Source organism: Streptomyces shinuiensis (assembly GCF_043660855.1).
GTDB lineage: Bacteria > Actinomycetota > Actinomycetes > Streptomycetales > Streptomycetaceae > Streptomyces.
Genome location: NZ_JBIHML010000001.1, coordinates 486711 through 507793, shown reverse-complemented (window position 1 = coordinate 507793; position 21083 = coordinate 486711). Strand labels below are relative to the sequence as shown.

21 protein-coding genes and 1 pseudogene are annotated in these 21083 nt (G+C 73.4%); 9 read left to right on the top strand and 13 right to left on the bottom strand.

What is annotated here, in order from left to right:
• Positions 1-108: 108 nt before the first annotated feature.
• The 8 genes from ACGRHY_RS02165 to ACGRHY_RS02130 form a co-directional block, all read right to left on the bottom strand.
• Positions 109-375: a metal-sensitive transcriptional regulator gene (locus tag ACGRHY_RS02165; RefSeq protein WP_394633678.1), complete on the bottom strand. Its 267-nt coding sequence runs from the start codon at positions 373-375 to the stop codon at positions 109-111.
• 38 nt (positions 376-413) lie between these two features.
• Entirely contained in the window at positions 414-794 is a 381-nt protein-coding gene (gene trxA / locus ACGRHY_RS02160) for a thioredoxin (RefSeq protein WP_394633677.1), read from the bottom strand.
• A 204-nt stretch (positions 795-998) separates the two neighbouring features.
• Positions 999-1859 carry a sulfite exporter TauE/SafE family protein gene (locus ACGRHY_RS02155; RefSeq protein ID WP_394633676.1) on the bottom strand — a complete coding sequence of 287 codons (861 nt, stop codon included), beginning with the start codon at positions 1857-1859 and terminating at the stop codon, positions 999-1001.
• 5 nt (positions 1860-1864) lie between these two features.
• The gene (locus ACGRHY_RS02150; protein ID WP_394633675.1) at positions 1865-2446 is read right to left on the bottom strand and encodes a rhodanese-like domain-containing protein; all 582 of its coding nucleotides are present in this window, start codon (positions 2444-2446) and stop codon (positions 1865-1867) included.
• Between the two features lie 46 nt (positions 2447-2492).
• On the bottom strand, positions 2493-3872 hold the full coding sequence (locus ACGRHY_RS02145; protein WP_394633674.1) for an MBL fold metallo-hydrolase: 1380 nt from the start codon (positions 3870-3872) through the stop codon (positions 2493-2495).
• Entirely contained in the window at positions 3869-4225 is a 357-nt protein-coding gene (locus ACGRHY_RS02140) for a rhodanese-like domain-containing protein (protein ID WP_394633673.1), read from the bottom strand. Before ACGRHY_RS02140 ends, ACGRHY_RS02145 begins: the two co-directional genes overlap by 4 nt.
• A 319-nt stretch (positions 4226-4544) precedes the next feature.
• A complete protein-coding gene (locus tag ACGRHY_RS02135) occupies positions 4545-5513 on the bottom strand; it encodes an anti-sigma factor RsbA family regulatory protein (RefSeq protein WP_394633672.1) in 969 nt (322 codons plus the stop codon).
• Between the two features lie 386 nt (positions 5514-5899).
• Positions 5900-7069: a PP2C family protein-serine/threonine phosphatase gene (locus ACGRHY_RS02130; RefSeq protein WP_394633671.1), complete on the bottom strand. Its 1170-nt coding sequence runs from the start codon at positions 7067-7069 to the stop codon at positions 5900-5902.
• A 101-nt stretch (positions 7070-7170) separates the two neighbouring features.
• Between ACGRHY_RS02130 and ACGRHY_RS02125 the strand changes: the two genes are divergently transcribed.
• The 6 genes from ACGRHY_RS02125 (at position 7171) to ACGRHY_RS02100 (ending at position 12123) form a co-directional block, all read left to right on the top strand.
• Positions 7171-7677 (top strand): MarR family winged helix-turn-helix transcriptional regulator, encoded by a 507-nt coding sequence (locus ACGRHY_RS02125; protein WP_394633670.1) that lies wholly within the window; start codon positions 7171-7173, stop codon positions 7675-7677.
• 408 nt (positions 7678-8085) lie between these two features.
• Positions 8086-8958, top strand: coding sequence for an STAS domain-containing protein (locus ACGRHY_RS02120; protein ID WP_394633669.1), 873 nt, complete (start codon positions 8086-8088; stop codon positions 8956-8958).
• The gene (locus ACGRHY_RS02115; RefSeq protein WP_394633668.1) at positions 8955-9368 is read left to right on the top strand and encodes an STAS domain-containing protein; all 414 of its coding nucleotides are present in this window, start codon (positions 8955-8957) and stop codon (positions 9366-9368) included. The genes ACGRHY_RS02120 and ACGRHY_RS02115 overlap by 4 nt, the downstream gene beginning before the upstream one ends.
• A gap of 7 nt (positions 9369-9375) precedes the next feature.
• Positions 9376-9819, top strand: coding sequence for an anti-sigma regulatory factor (locus ACGRHY_RS02110; RefSeq protein ID WP_394633667.1), 444 nt, complete (start codon positions 9376-9378; stop codon positions 9817-9819).
• Positions 9804-10826, top strand: coding sequence for a SpoIIE family protein phosphatase (locus tag ACGRHY_RS02105; RefSeq protein WP_394633666.1), 1023 nt, complete (start codon positions 9804-9806; stop codon positions 10824-10826). The genes ACGRHY_RS02110 and ACGRHY_RS02105 overlap by 16 nt, the downstream gene beginning before the upstream one ends.
• A 7-nt stretch (positions 10827-10833) precedes the next feature.
• Positions 10834-12123: a PP2C family protein-serine/threonine phosphatase gene (locus ACGRHY_RS02100; RefSeq protein WP_394633665.1), complete on the top strand. Its 1290-nt coding sequence runs from the start codon at positions 10834-10836 to the stop codon at positions 12121-12123.
• A 32-nt stretch (positions 12124-12155) separates the two neighbouring features.
• Here the strand turns inward: ACGRHY_RS02100 and ACGRHY_RS02095 are convergent, their stop codons facing one another.
• From ACGRHY_RS02095 to ACGRHY_RS02080, 4 genes are all read right to left on the bottom strand, one after another.
• Positions 12156-12419, bottom strand: a complete 264-nt coding sequence (locus ACGRHY_RS02095) for a hypothetical protein (protein WP_394633664.1) — start codon at positions 12417-12419, stop codon at positions 12156-12158.
• 122 nt (positions 12420-12541) lie between these two features.
• A complete protein-coding gene (locus ACGRHY_RS02090; RefSeq protein ID WP_394633663.1) occupies positions 12542-13396 on the bottom strand; it encodes an MBL fold metallo-hydrolase in 855 nt (284 codons plus the stop codon).
• Between the two features lie 44 nt (positions 13397-13440).
• On the bottom strand, positions 13441-13896 hold the full coding sequence (locus ACGRHY_RS02085) for a DUF4383 domain-containing protein (protein WP_394633662.1): 456 nt from the start codon (positions 13894-13896) through the stop codon (positions 13441-13443).
• An 84-nt stretch (positions 13897-13980) separates the two neighbouring features.
• Entirely contained in the window at positions 13981-14682 is a 702-nt protein-coding gene (locus tag ACGRHY_RS02080; protein ID WP_394633661.1) for a phosphodiesterase, read from the bottom strand.
• 244 nt (positions 14683-14926) lie between these two features.
• Here ACGRHY_RS02080 and ACGRHY_RS02075 point away from each other — a divergent pair.
• Positions 14927-15985, top strand: a pseudogene (locus ACGRHY_RS02075) (serine/threonine-protein kinase); the annotation flags it as partial.
• Here ACGRHY_RS02075 and ACGRHY_RS02070 read toward each other — a convergent pair.
• Complete coding sequence (locus ACGRHY_RS02070) at positions 15982-16338, bottom strand: STAS domain-containing protein (protein ID WP_394633660.1); 357 nt, start codon at positions 16336-16338, stop codon at positions 15982-15984. The pseudogene ACGRHY_RS02075 and the gene ACGRHY_RS02070 overlap by 4 nt on opposite strands.
• Before the next feature lie 294 nt (positions 16339-16632).
• Between ACGRHY_RS02070 and ACGRHY_RS02065 the strand changes: the two genes are divergently transcribed.
• Together ACGRHY_RS02065 and ACGRHY_RS02060 are read left to right on the top strand one after the other, a co-directional pair.
• A complete protein-coding gene (locus tag ACGRHY_RS02065) occupies positions 16633-20778 on the top strand; it encodes a SpoIIE family protein phosphatase (RefSeq protein WP_394633659.1) in 4146 nt (1381 codons plus the stop codon).
• On the top strand, positions 20775-21074 hold the full coding sequence (locus tag ACGRHY_RS02060) for an STAS domain-containing protein (RefSeq protein ID WP_394633658.1): 300 nt from the start codon (positions 20775-20777) through the stop codon (positions 21072-21074). The genes ACGRHY_RS02065 and ACGRHY_RS02060 overlap by 4 nt, the downstream gene beginning before the upstream one ends.
• The last annotated feature ends 9 nt before the right edge of the window (positions 21075-21083 follow it).

Genomic DNA, 21083 nt, shown 5'->3' with positions numbered 1-21083 from the left:
CCACCGGGGTGGCCGCCCGCCGTAACGCCCGGCACCGGCGCCCGGCCGTGGCGCGGCACACGTGTGGGTGACCGGCCGCTCCGGGCGGGCCGGAGCGGCCGGGAGCCCTCAGGACAGGGAGAGGAAGAGCTTCTCCATCTTCTGGGCGTCGAGGCTGTCGGCGCCGCCCTCCTGGGCCATGCACTGCTTGAGGCCGCTGGCCACGACGGAGAATCCCGCCCGGTCCAGTGCGCGGTTGACCGCGGCGAGCTGGGTGACGACGTCCTCGCAGTCGCGTCCTTCCTCCAGCATGCGCAGGACGCCGGCGAGCTGGCCCTGGGCGCGCTTGAGGCGGTTGACGGCCGATCGCACGTCCTCGGGAGGAAGCTGGACCACGGCGGTGGATCCTTTCGTTCGCTCTGCGCTGGGCGGGCTCAGCCGCGCGGGCCGGAGCCGGGTTCCTGGGCGGCGACGGAGGCGTGCACCTCGTCCATGTCGAGTCCGCGCACGGCGGTGATCACCTGGTCCAGGGCCTGGGCCGGCAGTGCGCCGGGCTGGGAGAAGACGAGGACGCCCTCGCGGAAGGCCATCAGGGTGGGGATGGAGCTGATGTCGGCGGCGGCCGCCAGGGCCTGCTCGGCCTCGGTGTCGACCTTGCCGAAGACGATGTCGGGGTTGGCCTCGGAGGCCTTCTCGTAGACCGGGGCGAACATGCGGCACGGGCCGCACCAGGATGCCCAGAAGTCGACCAGGACGATGTCGTTGCCGGTGACGGTCTTCTCGAAGTCGGCGGCGGTGAGGGTGACGGTGCTCATGTGGTGGTTCCTTCCGTTTCACCGGGGTGATGGCGGTTGATACCCCCTGGGGTAGTCAACGCCGGGATGGGGCGGAACATTCCGCCGGCGTTCCGGTGCCTGTCGTGTGACGGGCGGCACCGGTACACCAGTGTCCCGGTACGCCGGTACCCCGGCGCACCGACGGGGCGGCGGGCCGGGGTACCGGGTCCGGGAGCGGGGCTGTCAGGTACTGTGCACCGCTCGCCGCAGCGGACAGCGGTCGACGAAGCCGTAGCAGACACCCGCTCCGGCGCCGAGCGAGGCGACGACGGCGAGGATCGGCAGACGTATGTCGGCGGGGGCCTGCTGGACCAGGACGAAGGTGCCCATGGCCAGCACGAACCAGGCGAACAGCCGGGAGAGGACGTCCGCGGGGACGCGTCCGGCCAGCCTGGCCCCGGCGAGGCTGCCGACGATCGCGGAGCCGGTGACGGCCAGGGTCAGGGACCAGTCGATCTGGATGGTGGAAAGGTAGCCGGCGAACCCGGCGGCGGACTTCATCGCGATGACCAGCAACGAGGTGCCGACGGCCACCGGCATGGGCAGTCCGCCCAGCAGGGCCAGGGCGGGCACGACCAGGAAGCCTCCGCCCGCGCCGACCAGGCCGGTGGCCAGGCCGACGGCCGCTCCGTCCAGCAGCACCCGCCCCACCGGGAGCTGCTTGTGGGCCTTGCCGGGGTCGACGTTGCGGCGGCCCCGGAGCATGGCGGCGGCGGTGACGATCATCATGACCGCGAAGGCGATCAGCAGGACGACGTCGGGGATGCTGCCGCCGATGAGCCCGCCGGCGTAGGCCCCGGCCATGCCCGCCGCTCCGAACAGCAAACCGGTGCGCCAGCGGACCCGCCCGCCGCGGGCATGGTTGACCATGCCCACGGCGGAGGTGACGCCGACGACGAACAGGGAGGTGGCGATGGCCTCCTTGGCGTCCATGCCCGCGACGTAGACCAGCAGCGGCACGGTCAGGATCGACCCGCCTCCCCCGAGGAGCCCGAGGGAGACGCCGACCAGCAGCGCGAGGATCAGGACGAGCGTCAGCGTCATGGTGGTCACCTGCCGCCGGCGAGCTGCGCGACGGCCTTGCGCGGGTCGAAGGACGGCGTGCGGTTCCACGGCATCCGCGACAGCAGCACGCCCATGGCGCAGGTGTTGCTGATGGCGGCGAAGGCCAGGCCGCCGCCGACGAACGCGGACAGGGCCTGCAGCCCGGGCACCACGAAGCTGCCCAGGGCGCCGACCAGGACGAGGGAGCCGGCCACCAGGCGGACCTGGCGCTCCATGTCCCAGCGCTCCTGTCCGTAGTTGGTCGGGGCGCCGGACTTCTCCCAGGAGGTCATGCCGCCCGACAGGACGCTCAGTCCGGGCAGCCCTGCCTCGGCGAGGGCGCGCTCGGCCTGCCCGGCCCGCTGCCCGGAGCGGCACACCAGCACCACGTCGGTGTCCAGGTGCTTCGTCAGCTCCTCGCGGTGTTCGCGCAGGGTGTCCAGCGGGACGTTGTAGGAGCCGGGGATGTGCGCGGCCTCGAACTCGGCGGGGGAGCGGACGTCGAGCAGCCGCGGCGGGTGCTCCGAGTCGAGCTTGGCGCGCAGTTCCTCGGTGGTCAGGCTGCGGGGAGTGGTGGAGGTGGTCATGTACTGCTCTCCTGTGGGAATTCGGGTTTCCGGAGGTTGCCGGGGGTCAGGGGGCCCGGGTGGGGGCGGGGCACAGGCCCAGGTCGCGGGCGTTGTCGAAGTTGTCGTCGACGGCGACGACGTCGCGGCCGCGGGCGTCGAGCAGGGCGGCGACGACCCCCGCGCGGTAGCCGCCGGCGCAGTGCACCCAGATCCGGCCCGCGGGGATCTCCCCGATGCGGTCCGGCACCTCGTGGACGGGGATGTGCACCGAGCCGGGGATGTGCGCCTCGTCGCGCTCCTGGTTGCGGCGCACGTCGAGGACGACGAACTCCTCCTCGCCGACCGGGCCCTTGTCCAGGGCGGTCTTGAGGTCGTCGAAGGTGGCGCGCTCGTAGGCGGCCAGGGGCTCGCCGCCGGCCCAGTCCTCGGGGCCGCCGGTGGCCATGGCGGCCGGGCGGTCGATGCCGATGCGGACCATCTCGCGCTGGGCCTCGGCCACGTCCTCGGCGGTCTCGCCGAGCAGGGTGACCGGGGTGCCCCACGGGATCAGCCAGCCCAGGTAGGTGATGAACTGGCCGTCCAGGCCGAAGTTGAGGCTGCCGGCCAGGTGCCCCGCGGCGAAGGCGGTGCGGTCGCGCAGGTCGACCACCCACTCGCCGGCCTCGATGCGGCGGCGCAGCTCGGCCGGGTCGGCGACGGAGGGCGCCGACAGGTCCGGCTTGCCGGGCCCGCCGGAGTTGGCCGGGCCCATGTGGGCGTAGTAGGCGGGGTAGGCGTCCAGGCCCGCCAGGAGCTGCGCGACGTAGGCCTCCTCGTCGGCGGTCAGGGCGGTGTTGGTCCTCTTCTCCTCGCCGATGGTGCTGGACAGGCCGGCGGACTGGGTCGCGGAGCAGAACGAGCCGAAACCGTGGGTGGGGTAGACGGCGGTGGAGTCGGGCAGCTCCTCCGCCAGCCGGTGCGCCGAGCGCCACTGGGCCCGCACCAGGGTGTCGGTGTGGTCGGGGCCGAGCAGGTCGGGGCGTCCGGTGGAGCCGTACAGCAGCGATCCGCCGGTGAACACCGCGATCTGCCCGCCGTCGGTCTCCAGGGCGAAGGAGAGGTGGGTGTGGGTGTGACCCGGTGTGTGGATCACCCGTACGCGCATGGTGCCGACCTCGACGACATCGCCGTCGCGGACGCCGGTGCGCTCGTAGGAGACCTCGTCGTCGGCGTTGACCAGGTACTGCGCGCCGACCTCCCGGGCCAGGGCCAGACCGCCGGTCACGTAGTCGTTGTGGATGTGGGTCTCGAAGACGTGGGTGATCCGCACGCCCGCGGCCTCGGCCAGCGCCGTGACGCGGTCGTAGTCGCGCTGCGGGTCGACCACCAGAGCGGTGGAGCCGTCGTGGGCGAGGTAGGTGCGGTCGCCCAGGCCGGGGGTCTCGATGGGCAGAACGGTGATCATCGGGTCTCCTCGGTGGTGGCGGTGACGTGGGGGGTGCCGGGTTCGTCGCCGGTGGCCACGGGCCGGCCCGCGTCGATCCAGGCAGCGGTGCCGCCGCTGACGCTGTGGGCGTCGTAGCCCACGTCGCGCAGCAGTGCGGTCGCCTGCGCGCTGCGGCCGCCGCTCTGGCAGATCACGTAGACCGGGTGGTCCTTGGGCAGCTCGGCCAGCTTCAGGGGGAGCAGGCTGAGCGGCGCCGACCGGGCGCCGGGGACGTGACCGGTGCGGTATTCGCCGCTGCCACGGACGTCGACGACGAGGGCGCCGGCCACGTGCGCCTCGGCGAACCGCTGCTGGTCGATCTCGGGAACCATGCGGGGGACTCCTGCTCGCTTGCCTTCGTGAAATACCTGGGGGGGTATGCCTGAAGACAACCGTAACAGGATCCGCATTATGCCCCCGGGGGTATCCGGGAGTGATGTGGATCACAGTCTGGAGGTCTGTGGGAGCTGCCGGAGCGATCCTCGAAGGCCCTGGAGCGGGACGGGAGGCCACCGCGGCGGCCGCTGGGGAAACGCGGCGGCCGGGGCCCGGGTCGGGGGAGGCCGTTCGCGCTCACGGGCGCGCAGGCCCGCCTACGGCGCGAGAGCCGGGGGCGACGGGGGAGGGGTGAGAGGGGGCCCGTGGGCGGCCCTACGAGTGGTCCATGTGCAGCCGTACGGTCAGCCCGGCGGGTGTGGCGCGGGTCTCGACCAGATCGCACAACTGGTGCATCATCCACAGCCCGCGCCCACCGTTGGCGGAGTCCAGCGTCGGGCGGCGGCGGCCGGCCAGCGGATCGGTGAGGTGTCCGCCGTCGCGGATCTCGGCCACGCAGGAGAGGCCGTCGGACCACAGGCGCAGGGTGCCGCTCCCGCCGCCGTGGGCGATGGAGTTGGCCGCGGCCTCCGCCACGGCCAGGACGAAGTCACCGCGCCGGGGCATGCCGAGCCCGGTCGCGCCGGCCCAGGCGTCCGCGTGGTGGCGGACCTCGCCGAGGTCTCCGGTGGCGAACGGCAGGGCCCGGGGGTGCGCGGGCGGGGGAGCCAGCGGGAGGGTGTCGCACTCGGCACTGAGGGCCCGGGGATCGGTGTAGTGCGGGCTGGGCCGCTCCCGGCCGTCCTCCCACAGCACCGGATGGGTGCGGCGGGCGTCGGCGCACACCAGCGGGGGGAGGCCGCGGACGTCGTAGGGGCACAGGACGGTCGCGTCGCGGCCGGTGAAGGCCGCGTTGATCAGCGCCTCGTGCCGGGTGGCCTCCACCAGCTCGGCGGGGGAGCGCCGCGCCCAGATCGGCTCCCCGACGATGCGGGTGGTCCGGCCGGGGTGCCGGTCGGCGAAGTCGCACAGACCCGAGAGGCCGCGGCCGGGGTTGCGGCCGAACCCGGTCATGTCCACCAGAGTGAGGCGGTCCGACGCTGCGGTGTCCCCCAGGTGCTCGCGCAGCATCTCCAGCCGGGGGCCGGGGACGGCGACGAGAACGGGGTCGCCGGCCTCCAGCGCGCCGTCGACGAACCCGCCCACCCCGGCGAGGTACTCCCCGGGATTCCGGTAGAACAGCGCGGGATGGACGAAGGGGTCCGGACTCCCCCGTTCGACGAGGGCGTTTTCGCTTCTGGTCACGGGAGGACCACCTCTGGCGTGGCGGGGACGTGCGGGAGAGGACCGGCCACGCGGGTCCGCGGCCGGAAGCCGGCCGCGGACCCGCGTGGGCGGGCGGACGCCGATGCGGCCACCCGGGAGGGGACGCGCCGGAACCACCGGCCCGGTGCCGGTATCGGCACGTCGGCGAACACCTCCGCTCGGTCCTCGGCTCTGCTCCACGAGCCCGCGTGCCCTGTGGTGCCCGGCGCACACCGGGCGTTCTCGTTCTGTGACACGGGCCGGGGCCGGGCCGGACGCGCCGCGCGGAGACGGGCGCGCTCCCGGGGCGTGAGGCTACGGGGGGATACGGAGGAAGGGTACAGCGGCTCCGGAGCAGGGCCCGGGCGGGTGGCGGGTCCGGCCGGTCAGTTCCTCCTGCCGTGCCAGTCCAGGCACACGACCATGGCGTCGTCGTCCGCGGGCGGCTCGCCGCGGTGCCGGGCGAGCTCGGCGAGCACCGCCCGCGGCACCTGGGACGAGGGAAGGAGCCGGGTGCTGGTCATGGCGCGGGCCAGGGCCCGCTCGCCGAACCGCTCGCCCGACAGCGAGGCCACCTCGTAGACCCCGTCGCTGGCGAACAGCAGGCGGTCCCCGACCTCGATCCGGAAGTGCTGGACGGCGTAGGGAGTGTCCTCGAACATCCCCAGCGGGAGCTGCGCCTCCAGCTCGACCGGCTCGACGCCGCCGCCGCGCAGCCGCCAGATGCGCGGCGACCCGGCATCGACGGCTTCCAGCCGACCGGTGGCCAGATGGATGCGCAGCAGCAGGACGGAGACATGGGCGGCCCCGCGGTGCTGCCCGTAGATCGCCTGGTCGGCCAGGACCGCTTGGCCGACCAGGTCCAGCCCGGCCCGGCGGGCGTTGCGCAGCGCGCTGAGGGCGAGGTTGGTCAGGAGGGCCGCGTCGATGCCCTCGCCCATTCCGTCGGTCAGGGTCACGGTGAGGTGGTCGGCCGAGACGGACCAGTCGAAGTTGTCCCCGAAGACGGCGTAGGCGGGTTCGAGCTGGGCGCCGAGTTCGTACTCGGGGCCGGAGCAGGACCGGCCGGGCAGCAGTTGCCACTGCATCTCGGCGGCGAGGGTGAGGCGCTCGGCCCGCCGGGCCTTCAGGTAGACGTCGGTGCTGTGGTCGGCGACGAGGATCTCCCGGCCGAGCGCCTCGCACAACTGCCGCAGCTCTCCCAGCGCCTCGGGTGAGGCCCCCTCGCCGGGGAGGGTCACCGACAGCACGCCCAGCCGGTCGCCGCGGACGGTGACTGGCAGGTGCGCGGTGACGGTGTCCGAGTGCTCGTCGGAGGAGAGGAGGGGCTGCTGGGAGCCGAACGCCCTTCCGGCTTCGGTGGAGTGGACCGGAACGGACTCCGTCGGGCAAGGAAGAGGGCCGACCGGCTGGAGTATGGTCGTTCCGTAGTCGGCCATCAGCAGGTCCGCGGTGATCGCCCCGAAGTGCTGTGTCAGTGAGGTGCGGAGCGCGTCGAGCAGTGCGTGGGGAGCGGCGTCGCGCAGGGCGCGCTCCACGGCCGTGAATCTGTCCACCGTGTCACAACTACTTTCTGTTTCCGCAGAAAATTCCGATATTGGAAGTTAAGTGCCGTTCGGAGCTCGGGCTGACAATACAGACGCGGAGTGTCACAGTTATGGTCGTGAATCCCGGACCCTCCCAGCGCCACTCCGCAGCGGCGGCCCATGCCGCATCCGAGGTGATAGAGCTCCTGGAGGTGCTGTGGGAGCGGGGCCGGGAGGCCGCGTCGCCCGCGCCCGTCTCCGCCTCCCAGCTGAGGGTTCTGTACACCCTCGACCGCGATGAGGGCATCAACCTGCGCACGCTCAGCGAGACGCTGGGTTCCGCCCCGTCGTCGGTCAGCCGGCTGTGCGACCGGCTGCAGGCGGTCGGGTTCGTGGAACGCGCTCCCAGTCCGGCGAGCCGGAGGGAGCTGGAGCTGAGGCTGACCGGCCGGGGCAGGACATATCTGCGAGATCTGCGGGACCTGCGGGAGGAGGTGCTGGCTGCGGCCATGGCGGCGATGTCGCCCGCGGCGCGCAAGGCGCTCGCCGAGGGGCTCCGGGGATTCCGCGCGGCGGTGGAGGAGACGCTGCCCGGGCGCCGGGAGGCCGGAGCGGGCGGAGGCGTGAGATCGGCGTGAGACCGCCGTCCTGGATGGCATGTGCATCGCCATTCTGCCTCACCGATACATCACACACCTCGTGGCCGCCGCGGAGCGCCGCACCGCGGGGGAGTCCTGGCGTGAGGGCCGGTCGGGGCGGGTGCGACAGGGAAAGATTGTTGTGCCGCGTACACAGTTGTCAAATGGAAACAATCGATCGGGACGCATTGGAGGCCGGTTTCCGGGAAGGTCCCGTCAGGGGCCGGTGGGTCCCACCGTGCCCTGATGCGGCGTCAGTTGGGGCGGACAGGCTTCGCGGCCGCTGCTAACATTTGCCGGACGGCAACAAAAGGGGTGAACGGTGCTGTCCCGCAACCCCGCACACCCAGCCGGATGCCGACGTCACGGGCGTGGGCCGGCGACGAACGACTGTGAGAGGGCTTGTCAGTGAACGCCAGCGACGCAGCCGTACGAGACCGGTTGACAACCGCAATCCGCGAGCGCGGCGACGAGATCGCCGACCGGTGGGTGCAGTTGCAGCAGGAACGTGCGGCGATCGGGATAGACGAAGGCGAACTGCGTGAGGAGGCCGACGCGCTCCTCGTCCTGCTGGGCGGGGCCCTCAACAGCGACCACGGTATGGAGAGCGTCGTCGACGCCCACCAGGACCTGCGCGGCGCGGTGATGGAGCTGTCGCTGCGCAGGGAGCGCAGCGGCGCGACCCCCACCGCCACGTCCCTGGCCATCCTGGCGCTCAAGGACGCCCTGCTGGAGGCCGTGGAGCGCGACAACCACGACCCCCGGGAGCTGTTCCCGGCGGCCCTGACGATCAACCGGCTGCTGGACGAGGCCGCCGCCCTGTCCTTCAACGCCTACGTGGAGCGCCGCGAGGAGATCATCCAGCGGCAGAGCCGCCAGCTGCTGGAACTGTCCACCCCCGTGGTCCACCTGTGGAAGCGGATCCTGGCCGTGCCGCTGATCGGCACCCTGGACACCGCGCGCACCCAGGTGGTGATGGAGAACCTCCTGCAGTCCATCCAGACCCACGACGCCCGGGTGGCGATCATCGACATCACCGGTGTGCCCACGGTCGACACCGCCGTCGCCCAGCACCTGATGCAGACCGTCAACGCGGTACGCCTGATGGGCGCCGACTGCTTCATCAGCGGCGTGCGGCCCTCCATCGCGCAGACCATCGCCCAGCTGGGCATCGACCTGTCCACCATTCTCACCCGCGCCACCCTCGCCGACGCCCTGGCCGCGGCGGTCGACATGACGGGACAGGACTCACCGGCCACCGGAGCGCCGACGAACCGATGACCGGCCGCCAGTCCATGGACATCCCCATCCTCAGGCTCGGTGACGTACTGGTCACCGGGCTCATCAACGAGCTCGACGACAAGACGGCCACCGTCTTCGCCGACGAGCTGACCGAGCGCATCGCCACCGAGCGGGCCACGGGCGTCCTCATCGACATCTCCCGGCTGGAGATCATCGACTCCTTCGTGGCGCGCACCCTGACCGAGCTGAGCACCATGGCCCGGCTGCTGGGCGCCCGGGTGATCGTGGCCGGTATGCGGCCGCCCGTGGCGATCACCCTCGTCGAGCTGGGCCTGCAGCTCACCGGAGTGGAGACCGCGCTCAACGCGGAGCAGGGGATGGCCGCACTGGGCTGGCACCACGCCCCGCGGCCCCCGGAAGGGGGGACCCGGCGTGAAACTCTCGGGTAAAAGGACGATGGGGCCCCCGTCGGCCCCCGCCGGGGGAGGCGGCGGGGCGAGCGCCCGGGCCACCTATCCGGTCCGTACCGACGAGGACCTCATCACGGTCCGGCACGCGGTACGGGCCGCCACCGTCGAGACCGGCTTCGGACTCGTCGACCAGACCCGCGTCGTCACCGCCGCCAGCGAACTGGCGCGCAACGCCTACATCCACGGCGGAGGCGGCACGGTGACCATCGAGTTCCCCAGGAACGCGGGACGCCGGGGCGTGCGGCTGACCGTCAGGGACGAGGGGCCCGGCATCCCCGACCTGGAGGCGGCGCTGGCCGACGGCTTCACCACCGGCTCCGGCCTGGGGCACGGCCTGGGAGGCGCTCGCCGCCTCATGCACGATTTCGAGGTGCACAGCGAACCGGGCCGGGGCACCACCATCAGCGTGACCCGATGGAACACCCAGTGAGCCGGCCGTCCCCCGCCGGGGAGGGCCTGACCCAGGAGATCCGCATCGACCACGAGAGCGCGATCCACGTAGCGGCCTCGGTCGCGCGCGGCTGCGCACAGCGGTGCGGGCTGCCCGGGGCCATACCCGACCAGGCGGCCGTCGTCGCCAGCGAGCTGGCCAGCAACCAGGTCAAGCACGCCGCCGACGGAACGGTGTACGTACAGCCGACGCTCCAGGGCGACGGAGTGGAGATCACCGCCGTCGACCGCGGCCCCGGCATCCGCGACCTGGACCGCTCGATGGCCGACGGCTACACCACAACCGGCTCCCTCGGAGCGGGGCTGGGAGCGGTCCGCCGGATCGCCACCGGTTTCACCATCCGCACCCAGCCGGGCTCGGGCACCCTGGTCAACGCCCGGCTGTCCGCTCCCGGCGGGCAGCCGAAGACCCGGTACGGTGTCGGATCGGTGTGTCTGCCCGCCCACGGCGAGAAGCACTGCGGCGACGCCTGTACCGTGGCCGACACCGGCGACGCCCTCACCGGCCTCGTCGTCGACGGCCTGGGACACGGCGCCGCGGCCGCCGAGGCGGCCCGTTCGGCCCTGCGGGCCTTCCGTACCGCCCCCGACCGTCCCCTGGCCGACATCCTGACCTCGATGCACCGCTCGCTGCGCCACACCCGTGGCGCAGCGACGGGCGTGGTGCGGATACACCCCGACCGCGCCGAGTACTGCGGCACGGGAAACATCCGCGCCACGGTGCTCTCGGGCGGCGAGGTGGCCCACCGGATGGCCGGCCAGCCCGGCATCGTGGGCTGGAACGTCCCCACCCCCCGGCCACGCACCGTGCCCCTGGCACGGGGGGCGGCGGTCGTCCTGCACAGCGACGGCATCGAGTCCCGCTGGTCGCACAGTCCGCCCACCTTTCTGCTGCGGCTCCCGCCGCCCCTGCTGGCGGCGGTCCTGGCCCACGGGCACCGGCGCGTCCGCGACGACGCCACCGTGCTCACCGTCCAAGCGGCGTAGAGGTTCCATGACCGACAACAACACTTCCCACCACCACACACTGCCGAGCCTGCGGCACGCGGTACGCGGGATCGCACGTGTTTACCGGCTGCCGGTGGAGACCAGGGCCCGGCTGGTGATGTCCGCGGTGGAGCTGGCGCGCACCGAGATCGCGGCGGGACGGCCGGTACGGCTGGAGGTGTGCGCCGAGCCGCCCAGCGGCGGACCGGCCGGGCAGCTCGTCGTCACGCTCGACACCCTCAGCGACCTGACGGCCGACCGCGAAGGCATCGCCGACCTCCCCCTCCCCGCCCAGTTCGCCTCCGGAGGCTCGGTCACCTGGCGCATGCCGCTGCCCGGGCAGCGCGGTGACGGCGGCGACGCGGGCACGGTACCGCCCGCCCGGAACGGCGGCGGACCGGAGGCCGGGGGCGGCTGCCCCACGTCGGAGATCCACGCGGTGGAGCAGGAACTGCGCGCGGCGCTGGCCCGCCTGGACACCCTCACCGCCGAGCACCGGCGGCTCAAGCACGAGATCGCCGAGACCAACCGGGGCACCCTCGCCCTCTACGTCCAGCTCGAGGAGCGCGACGAGCAACTGCGCAAGGCCCACGGCCAGACCCTGCGCGAGCTGGAGGACGCGCTGCGGCCGGCTCCGATCGAGGCCGACGGCCTGGAGATGGCCGTCCACTACGCACCGGCCGGCACCGACGCGCCCACCGGCGGCGACCTGTACGACTGGCTCCAGCTTCCCGACGGCACCGTCCACATCACCGTCGTCGACGCCCTCGGCCACGGCGTGACCAGCACGCGCGGCGCACTCAACGTCACCCACGCGGTGCGGACCCTGGCGCTGGAGGGGCATCCGCTGGAGTCGATCATCGCCCGTACCGCCGAGATCCTGATGCCCTTCGACAGCGAGCTGATGTCCACCGTGCTGCTCGCCCGGCTCAACCCGGCCACCGGCGATCTGTTCCTGGCCAACGGCAGCCACCCGCCCGCGCTGCTGCTGCCGGCCGGAGGCGAGCCCGAGTACCTGGAGGTGCGCGGCCGCGGCATCGGCTACCCGCTGCCGGGCAGCGAGCGCCTGCTGCACACCCGGATGGGGCCCGGGGACATGCTCATCCTCTACACCGACGGTCTCACCGAGAGCCGCAAGGACCCGCGCGAGGGCGAGAAGCGGCTGATCGAGTCGTCCCGCCGCCACGCGGACAGGCCCATCGCGGAGGTTCCCGGCGCCATCGCCGAGGACATGCACACGGTCATCCTGCACCCCGACGACACACTGGCGCTGGCCGTGCGCGTCCCGCCCGTCTGAGCGGCGGGCGGGACGCGCACGGGCGGGGCACCTCAGCCCCCCAGCTCGGAGACCACGGCCTGCAGCCTGGAGGCCAGCGCCTCCAGTTCCTGCTCCGAGGGCGTTCCCGGGCCGGTCCGGGCGGTGAGATCGTCGCGGGATACGACCTCCACGGCTCCGCTGTAGCGGCCGGCGCCCGCCTCGGCGGCGGGTACCACCCGCGGGCGGCCCTCCAGGAGGACCAGCCGGGGATCGGGGTCGGAGGAGCTGAGCAGCTCCCGTACGTGCTGGGCTGTGATCGTGTTCGTGCTCGGCACCTTGTGGGCCTCCCTCTCGGTCCTCTCGGTCCTCTCGGTCCTCTCGGTTCACCCGGTCTCCCGGGGCCTTCGGGTCCTCCCGGTCTCCGCCCCCGCTGCAGCGGGGGCGGAGACCGGGAGTCTCAGGGCCGAGCCGGGCCGGCCTCGACCGGCCCGGCGGCGTCGACGGTCACCCGCTCCCCCCGGGGACAGTGCAGTACGCCGGAGGGGAAACCGGGCCGCTCCGCCTCCCCGAGGAAGTCCGACAGCGGGGACTTCATGACGGTGTAGTCGTCGTAGTGCACCGGCAGTACGCGGCGCGGACGCAGCGCGGAGACGAGTTCGGCGCCCTGGAGGGCGTCCATGGTCACCAGCAGTCCTCCGGGGAGCGTGGTGCCGCCCAGATGGACCACGGCCAGGTGGATGTCCGGGCACAGGCGCGCGATCTCGTGGACGCCGGGGAACATCAGGGTGTCGCCGGAGACGTACAGCCGCAGCCGCACCGTCCCTCCCTGGTCGCCGAACTCCAGCAGGCTGCCCATCACCGGGGGCAGCAGGAAGTCCACCGGACCGGGGCCGTGGCGGCCGGGCAGCGCCGTGATCCGCACCTGGCTGCCGCCGCGCACCAGGACGTGGTCGTGCCAGGTGGGCAGGCCCGTGGCGCGGCTGAACCCGTGCAGCCCCTGCAACCGCCGTGAGGCGTGCGGGGTGGTGACGATGGGCAGGGAGCGGGGCAGGTCGCGGCGGGCGGCCCGGTCCCAGTGGTCACCGTGCAGATGGGACAGCACCACCGCGTCCAGACCCGGCGGGAGGTCTCCCACCCGCAGGGCCGGCTCCCTCAGCCGCCGGGACAGCAGCCCCTTGCCCATATAGGCGTACTGGCCGCGGTGGAGGAAGTTGGGATCGGTCAGCAGTGTCAGCTCGCCGTAGCGGATCAGGAGGGTGGCGTTGCCGACGAAGAGGAGCTCGGCGGCTCCCGGGGGCGGCGCGGGCTGCATGGTGGAGCCTCCTCGCCTTCTTCATCGTTTCCGGTGGGCCGGGGTCAGGCGGTCGTGGTGCGGCGGCCGCCCAGGACCGCGCCGAGGACGATCATGCCCGCGCCCAGCACGAGGTGGAGCCAGTCGTCGGCGGAGTTCAGGGGCACGAAGTTCGCGCCGCTGTCCTCGTCCACGATCAGCCCGTAGAGCCACAGCAGCAGGTAGATCACACCGCCGCCGATCAGGAACGCCTTGGCTCCGGCGACGCTTCGGGCCATGGCCAGGCCGGCGACGCCGAAGGTGAGGTGCACCAGGTTGTGCAGGATCGACACCTGGAAGACACCGAGCAGCTGGGCCTGCGACTCGTGTCCCGCGAACTGCATCTCGCCGTAGTCCGTGGTGACGCCCGGGATGAACCCCAGGACTCCCACCAGCAGGAAGACCAACGACACCGCCACGGCCGCGGTGCTCACCGGAGCGCGACGCGCCGTGCTCGCCGCCCTCGGACCTGTGCTGGCCATCGTCATCATCTCCACTCGGGGTCGGGTAGCGGCCGGTACGGAGTACCCCCGCCTCCCGGGCGGAAACGGTGCGGTGACGCTTCTTCAGGCGCGGCCCGCCCGGGACCCCTCGTACGCGGCGGGCCGCACCGTCGCGAAGGCCGTGCCCGGCGCCAGTCCCGGCAGGCTGTTGCGGTGGACGTCGAAGCCCGGGGTGGAGCGGGGCGGTTCCCGCAGCGGCGAGCGGACGGTGAGTACCGCGAAGGTCCGCCACCGGCCCAGCGGCTCGGCCGCCCGCAGGTCGAACACCAGCGGACCGCCGGCGAGCGCCCGCCGCAGGTCGGGAGGGCTGCCGTGGACCGGACGCAGCCGGCGGCGCGGGAAGGCGGCCAGCACCATGCCGCGCCCGCCGACCCGGTAGGCGAGCAGACTGCTGTACGGGCCGCCCAGCGCGTCGCCGCGCGGCAGGGGCAGCCGGCGCAGTACGGGAGGCCGGGCGCTGCTGGTCAGCAGCAGGTCGACGGGCCGGCCGGGGCCGCCCGCGTCCAGCGCCCGGACGGCGAGTCCGAGCCAGTCGGGCAGCGGCCGCGGCAGACCGGCGCCCCGGGACAGCCGTACCAGGCACTCGTACCGGCCCAGTCCGTCCAGCCAGGGGACACCCCAGGCGGTCCCCGTAAGGCCGGGCATCACCAGCTCACCGGCGCAGGTCAGGCCGTCGGGGTGGAAGGCGGGGGCGTGGCGCAGCCGGGCGAGCCGCCGGAAGCCCGCCCGGGCGCCGTGTACACGCAGGGGCACGGGTCGGGACATCGGCGCCTCCTGGTACCGGGCGGACAGGCCGGATTCGCCGGCGCGTTCCGGGCGAACCGTCCCGGTCCGCAGTTGCCGCACCGTCCGTGCCGAAACCCCGGCGCGGCCCCGCGGCATTGCTCCGGCACGCCCCGGTGCCGGACCACGGCCCCGGCACCGGACCACCGCCTTACCGCCCGGCCGGGGAAGGGCCCATACTGGACGGGCCGGGGGCGGCACGGGTGAGAGGGGGCGGCGGCGCGCGATGAGGCAGAGCACACTGATCCAGGGCCGTTACCGGTTGCTGGACCTCGTCGGGCGCGGCGGCATGGGGCAGGTGTGGCGGTCGCACGACGAGTCGCTGGACCGCGAGGTCGCCGTCAAGTGCCTCAAGCCGCTGGGCGGCCAGGACGACCCGCGCTCGATCGGTGCGCTGCGTGAGCGCTTCCGCCGCGAGGCGCGCGTCGCCGCCTCGCTCCAGCACCGCGGCGTGACCGTCGTCCACGACTTCGGAGAGTACGACGGGGTTCTCTACCTGGTGATGGAGCTGCTGAACGGGCACGACCTCGGCCGGCTCCTGGAACTGGGCGGGCGGCGGCCGCTGCCCGTGCCCGATCTCCTCGACATCGCCGAGCAGATAGCCGCCGCCCTCGCCTACACCCACGACCGGGGCATCGTCCACCGCGACCTCAAACCCGCCAACGTGATGCGCACCGCCGACGGCACCGTGAAGATCTGCGACTTCGGCATCGCCCGGCCCGACCGCGGCACGGGCCCGGCCGCCGGGACCAACGGCGGCTTCCCCATGGGCACCCCGCACTACATGTCGCCCGAGCAGATAGCCGGAGCCCACCTCGACCACCGCAGCGACCTGTACTCGCTCGGCTGCTTGCTGTACGAGATGGCCACCGGCGCCCCGCCCTTCGACCTGGAGGACACCTGGGGCATCCTCGTCGGCCATCGCGAGACCGCTCCCCGGCCGCCGCGCGAACTCCGCCCCGACCTGCCCGGGAACCTGGAGCGGATCATCCTCGACCTGCTGGCCAAGGAGCCGGACGAGCGGCCCGCAAACGCGGCGGAACTCGGCCGCCGTACCGCCGAGGCACGCCGCGCGGGGAGCCCTGGAGGGCAGCGGGTCCCGCTCCGGGAGCGGTCCGGTCCCCCCGTGCGGCTCCCGGTGTGGACCCACGGCATGGGTGTCGGCGCCAGGGCCGTCGCCGGCCGGCCGCCACGTCCCGGTCCTTCACCGCTCTCCGGTTATCCGGGGGTGCTCAGCGGCCCGTGGACCGGCCCCGGAGCCGATGCCGGGCGGGGCGGGGATCAGCCGGTGAGGGCCGCCACCGCCTCCTCGACGCTGCCGTAGAAGTCGAAGATCTGGTCCAGCCCGACGATCCCGAAGACGCGCATGATGTCGTCGTCCAGACCGGCCAGTGCCAGGCAGCCGCCCACGGACTGGGTGAGGTGGTAGGCCGTGATCAGGACGGTGATGCCGCTGGAGTCGCAGTAGATCAGGCCGGACAGGTCGATGACGACCGCGGTCCCGCGGTCGCGGGGCAGCTCGTTCAGCGCCCGGCGCATCCGGTCCACGGTGTGGTGGTCCAGCTCGCCGGACACCTCCAGCAGGAAGGGGCCCGCGGAGTGGGAGCGCAGTGTGACGGTCAGATCTCGGTCGGGCACCCGTTCTCCTGTACGCGCTGGTCGATCCGGTCGCCCCCGGCACGGCCTGAGAGGCGGGACGGCGCCGGGGCCGGAGGCGGAACCCCCGGGGGCGTGATCCGCGGGGACGCTGATCGACTGCCCGCTCCCGGAGCGGGTGAACCCCGCGGGCCGACCGCACCGCAGGCCGTGGCCGGCCGCGTTTATCCTACGGGACCGGTTGTGGTGCATTGTCGCCGTGCCAGTGGATATGCGCATCGGTGACGCGTGACCGCGGGACCGCGGGACGCGCGGTGGGTGAGGAGGGCAGAGGCGATGGGCGACGCCGACGGGGCCGAGCCGCTGGAACTGCTCTTCCCCGGGCAGAGCGAGATGGCCGGGAGGATGCGCGCCTTCGACTGGGCGGGCACCCCGATGGGCGACCCGGCCGGCTGGCCGGCGAGCCTTCGCACGGCCTGCCGCATCTGCCTGACCTCCCGCTACCCCATGTTCCTGTGGTGGGGCGAGGACCTGCGGCTGCTGTACAACGACGCCTACCAGCACCTGCTGGGCAACAAGCATCCCGCGCTGGCCCGGCCGGGCCGACAGGTGTGGGGTGAGATCTGGGACGTCATCGGCCCGATGCTGCGGTCGGTGACGGAGACCGGACAGGCCACCTGGTCGGAGGACCTGCTGCTGAGGATGGAGCGGCACGGCTACCTGGAGGAGACGTACTGGACGTACTCCTACAGCCCTCTGCACGACGACGAAGGCCGGGTGCGGGGGGTGTTCACCGCGTGCAACGAGACCACCGAGCGCGTCGTGGGCGAGCGGCGGCTCGCCGTGCTGCAGGACCTGGGCGCCCAGGCGGGCACCGCCCGCAGCGTGGGGGAGGCGTGCCGGCTGGTCGCCCGGGTGCTGGGCCGCGCGCAGCGGGACGTGCCGTTCGCCGCGGTCCATCTGCGGGACCCCGGCGGCGGGCTGGTACCGGCCGCCGTCAGCCCGCCCGGCGCCGTCCCCGGTCCCCCGCCGGGCCGCGGCGGCGACTGGCCGTTGGAGCGGGCGCTGACCACCGGCGAGCCGGTGGTCGTGGAGGATGTCGTGGGCCGGTTCGGGCGGCTGCCGTCCGGAGGGTGGGAGAGGCCTCCCACCCAGGCTGTGGTCCTGCCGCTGCCGGGCGAGACCGGAGCGGGGCCGGTCGGGGCGATCGTCCTCGCCGTCAGTGCCGGACGTGTCCTGGACGACGGCTACCGGGCCTTTCTGGACCTGGTGGCCCGGCAGACCGCCGCGCTGGTCAACGGAGCCGTGGCGTACGAGGTCCAGCAGCGCAGGGCCGAGGAGCTCGCCGAGCTGGACCGCGTCAAGACCGCGTTCTTCTCCAACATCAGCCACGAGTTCCGCACCCCGCTGACCCTGATCATGGGCCCGCTGGAGGAACTGCGCGGGCAACTCGCCGGAGCCGGTGAGCGGGTCCGCGAGGAGCTGGAGGTCATCCGCCGCAACGGGCTGCGCATGGGCAAGCTCGTCAACACCCTGCTGGACTTCTCCCGCATCGAGGCCGGGCGGATGCGGGCCCGCTTCGAGCCGGTGGACCTGGCGGCCGTCACCGCGGAACTCGCCAGCGTCTTCCGCTCGGCGGTGGAGCGGGCCGGCCTGGCCTTCGAGGTGGACTGCCCAGCGCTGCCCGAACCGGTCCACATCGACCGCGACATGTGGGAGAAGGTGGTCCTCAACCTGCTGAGCAACGCGCTGAAGTTCACCTTCGACGGCTCCATCGGCGTGACGCTGCGCGCCGAGGGCGGACGGGCGGTACTGCGCGTGTCCGACACCGGCATCGGGGTGCCCCCGGGTGAGTTGCCGCGGCTGTTCGAGCGGTTCCACCGCATCGAGAACGCCCGCGCGCGCTCGAACGAGGGCAGCGGCATCGGACTGGCCCTGGTGAAGGAGCTGGTCGGCCTGCACGGCGGCACCATCACCGCCGACAGCACCGCGGGCGAGGGCACCGTCCTCACCGTCCGCCTGCCCTTCGGGACGGCCCATCTGCCGGCCGGTTCGGTGTCCCGGGGGGCCGAGCCGTTCCCGGTGTCCGCCGCCGACCCGTATCTCCAGGAGGCGCTGCGGTGGCTGCCGGGCGGGGGAGAGGACACCAAAGGGGAGCAACCGGGGGCGCCGGCCGCCGGGCGGGCGGAGTCCGCGCCGCCGGCCCCCGGGGCGGTGCGGGCCCGGGTACTGGTCGCCGACGACAACGCCGACATGCGCGAGTACCTGCGGCGGATCCTGGCCCCCGGCTACCGGGTGACGACGGTCGCCGACGGGCGGGCCGCCCTGGAGGCGGTCCGCGCCGATGCCCCGGACATGGTCGTCAGCGATGTGATGATGCCCCGGATGGGCGGCCTGGAACTGGTGGCGGCGCTGCGCGCCGACTCCCGCACCGCCGGGGTGCCGGTGCTGCTGCTGTCGGCCCGGGCCGGTCAGGAGGCGTCCATCGAAGGACTGGAGGCGGGCGCCGACGACTACCTGGTCAAGCCGTTCTCCGCCGCGGAGCTGCTGGCACGGGTACGGGCCGCCGTGAAGCTGTCGCGGCTGCGCAACCACCACGCGCAGTGGCGCACCGCCCTGGTCGACTCGCTCCAGGAGGCGTTCTTCGTCTGCGACGAGGAGGGCGCCGTCGTCGAGATCAACTCCTCCTTCACCGACATCCTCGGCTACGGCCCGGAGGGCCTCCCCTACCGGCCCAAGCACCCCTGGTGGCCGGACGAGAGCACCGATCCCGAGGCCCACCGGGCCATCGAGCAGGCCTTCGCCCAGGTCGTGGGCGATAGGAAGGGCAACTACATCACCCCTGTCAGGCACCGCGACGGGCACCGGCTGTGGGTGTACGCCTCCTTCAACGAGGTCCGCGACCCCGACACCGGCAGGCGCATGGTGGTGGGCACCTTCCGGGACGTCACCGCCGAACGCCTCACCGCCCAGCGCGAGACCGCCCTGGCGGCGCTGAGCGTGCGGCTGTCCGAGGCCGGGAGCGTCCCCGAGGCACTGCGGGCCGCGCTGGACGAACTGCGCGGGGTGTGGCGGGCCCCCCGCGCCCTGGCCGTGACCTGGGACGGCCCGGACCAGGTGCCCCGGCTGGTCGCCGCGGTGCCCGGCACCGCGTGGGGGGAGCCGGGCGACCCGGTGCGGGAGGCCCTCGGGGATCTGCGCGGCCGCAACCCCCTGCACCCGGTGGCCACGGGTGGCCCGGCCGGGCTCGGCGTCACCCTGGAGCATCCAGGCGGGCCGCTGGCGCTGTGGGTCGAGGCCAGTGAGGAGCGGCCCTTCATCGGTGAGGACCACACCCTGCTGGCCGTGCTGGGCGGCTACCTCGGGCAGATGCTGCAACGCGTCCACGCCTTCGAGCGGCAGCGCGAGACCGCCCTGGCCCTCCAACGGGCCATTCTCGGCCCCGACCGCCTTCCGCGGGGGTTCGCCGTCCGCTACGAGCCCGCAGCCCGGCCTCTGGAGGTCGGCGGGGACTGGTACGACACCGCCGAGCTGCCCGACGGCCGTATCGGCATCGTCGTGGGCGACTGCGTCGGCCGCGGCCTGGAGGCCGCCACCGTCATGGGCCAGTTGCGCAGCGCCTGCCGGGCCCTGCTGCTGCAGTTCGCCGACCCGGCCCAGGTGCTGACCGCGCTCGACCGGTTCGCGGCCCTGATACCCGGCGCGCTGTGCGCCACCGTCTTCTGCGGTGTGCTCGACCCCGCGACCGGCCGGCTGACCTACAGCAGCGCCGGCCATCCGCCGGGCATCCTGACCCATCCGGACGGCGCCACCGAACTGCTCGACCAGGGCCGCTCCATCCCCCTGGCGGTGCAGCCGGGCCGTCCCAGGCCCACGGGAACGCACACCATGCCGCCGGCCTCCGTCCTGCTGCTGTACACCGACGGCCTGATCGAACGCCGCAGCCGCCCGCTGTACGCGGGCATCGCCGAGGCCTCGGCCGCCGCCCGGCGGGGACGCGACGCGGACCTGGAGAAGCTGGCCGACGACATCCGCACCGGTCTGGAACCGGCCGGCGGCTACGACGACGACATGGCGCTGCTGCTCTACCGCCACCCCGCGCCCCTGGAGGTGGCCTTCCCCGCCGAGTCCGCCCGGCTCGCCCGCGTCCGCGGCGCCCTGCGCGACTGGCTGGAACGACTGGACGTCGGACCGCGTCTGACGCAGGCGGTCCTGGTCGCGGCGGGGGAGGCCTGCGCCAACGCCATCGAGCACGGCCACCGCCACAATCCCGGCCGCACCGTGCGCCTGAGGGCCCGGGCCACCGCGGACGACCTCCACCTGACCGTCACCGACACCGGGAGCTGGAAGCTCCCGCAGCCCGAGGCCAACGCCCACCGGGGCCGCGGCCTGATCCTGATCCACGCGCTCATGGACCAGGTCGACATCGTCACCGACGGCACCGGAACCACCGTAGACATGCATGTGAGGATCACACGTTGACCACCCCCCTGACACTCACCGACCAACGGCGTTCCGACGGCACCCCGGTCCTGGTGGCCGAGGGCGAGATCGACATGAGCAACGTCGGCGAGTTCCGGACCGCGGTGGACCGGGCCGCCACCGCCGGCGGCGGACGGCTGGTGGTGGACCTCACCGCCGTGGACTACCTGGACAGTGCCGGGCTGGCGGCACTGTTCGCCCATGCCGACCGCCTGGAGCTGATCGCCCCGCCGCTGCTGGACCCGGTCCTCACCGTCTCGGGGCTCGCCGACCTGGCCACCGTGCGCATCACCTGACGGGCCGCC

Coding starts and splice junctions, on each gene's coding strand:
- ACGRHY_RS02065 (WP_394633659.1), top strand. CDS start 16,633: ATGGGCGACGCCGACGGGGCCGAGCCGCTGGAACTGCTCTTCCCCGGG.
- ACGRHY_RS02155 (WP_394633676.1), bottom strand. CDS start 1,859: ATGACGCTGACGCTCGTCCTGATCCTCGCGCTGCTGGTCGGCGTCTCC.
- ACGRHY_RS02085 (WP_394633662.1), bottom strand. CDS start 13,896: ATGGCCAGCACAGGTCCGAGGGCGGCGAGCACGGCGCGTCGCGCTCCG.
- ACGRHY_RS02080 (WP_394633661.1), bottom strand. CDS start 14,682: ATGTCCCGACCCGTGCCCCTGCGTGTACACGGCGCCCGGGCGGGCTTC.
- ACGRHY_RS02090 (WP_394633663.1), bottom strand. CDS start 13,396: ATGCAGCCCGCGCCGCCCCCGGGAGCCGCCGAGCTCCTCTTCGTCGGC.
- ACGRHY_RS02100 (WP_394633665.1), top strand. CDS start 10,834: ATGACCGACAACAACACTTCCCACCACCACACACTGCCGAGCCTGCGG.
- ACGRHY_RS02110 (WP_394633667.1), top strand. CDS start 9,376: ATGGGGCCCCCGTCGGCCCCCGCCGGGGGAGGCGGCGGGGCGAGCGCC.
- ACGRHY_RS02105 (WP_394633666.1), top strand. CDS start 9,804: ATGGAACACCCAGTGAGCCGGCCGTCCCCCGCCGGGGAGGGCCTGACC.
- ACGRHY_RS02145 (WP_394633674.1), bottom strand. CDS start 3,872: ATGATCACCGTTCTGCCCATCGAGACCCCCGGCCTGGGCGACCGCACC.
- ACGRHY_RS02115 (WP_394633668.1), top strand. CDS start 8,955: ATGACCGGCCGCCAGTCCATGGACATCCCCATCCTCAGGCTCGGTGAC.
- ACGRHY_RS02150 (WP_394633675.1), bottom strand. CDS start 2,446: ATGACCACCTCCACCACTCCCCGCAGCCTGACCACCGAGGAACTGCGC.
- trxA (WP_394633677.1), bottom strand. CDS start 794: ATGAGCACCGTCACCCTCACCGCCGCCGACTTCGAGAAGACCGTCACC.
- ACGRHY_RS02125 (WP_394633670.1), top strand. CDS start 7,171: ATGGTCGTGAATCCCGGACCCTCCCAGCGCCACTCCGCAGCGGCGGCC.
- ACGRHY_RS02140 (WP_394633673.1), bottom strand. CDS start 4,225: ATGGTTCCCGAGATCGACCAGCAGCGGTTCGCCGAGGCGCACGTGGCC.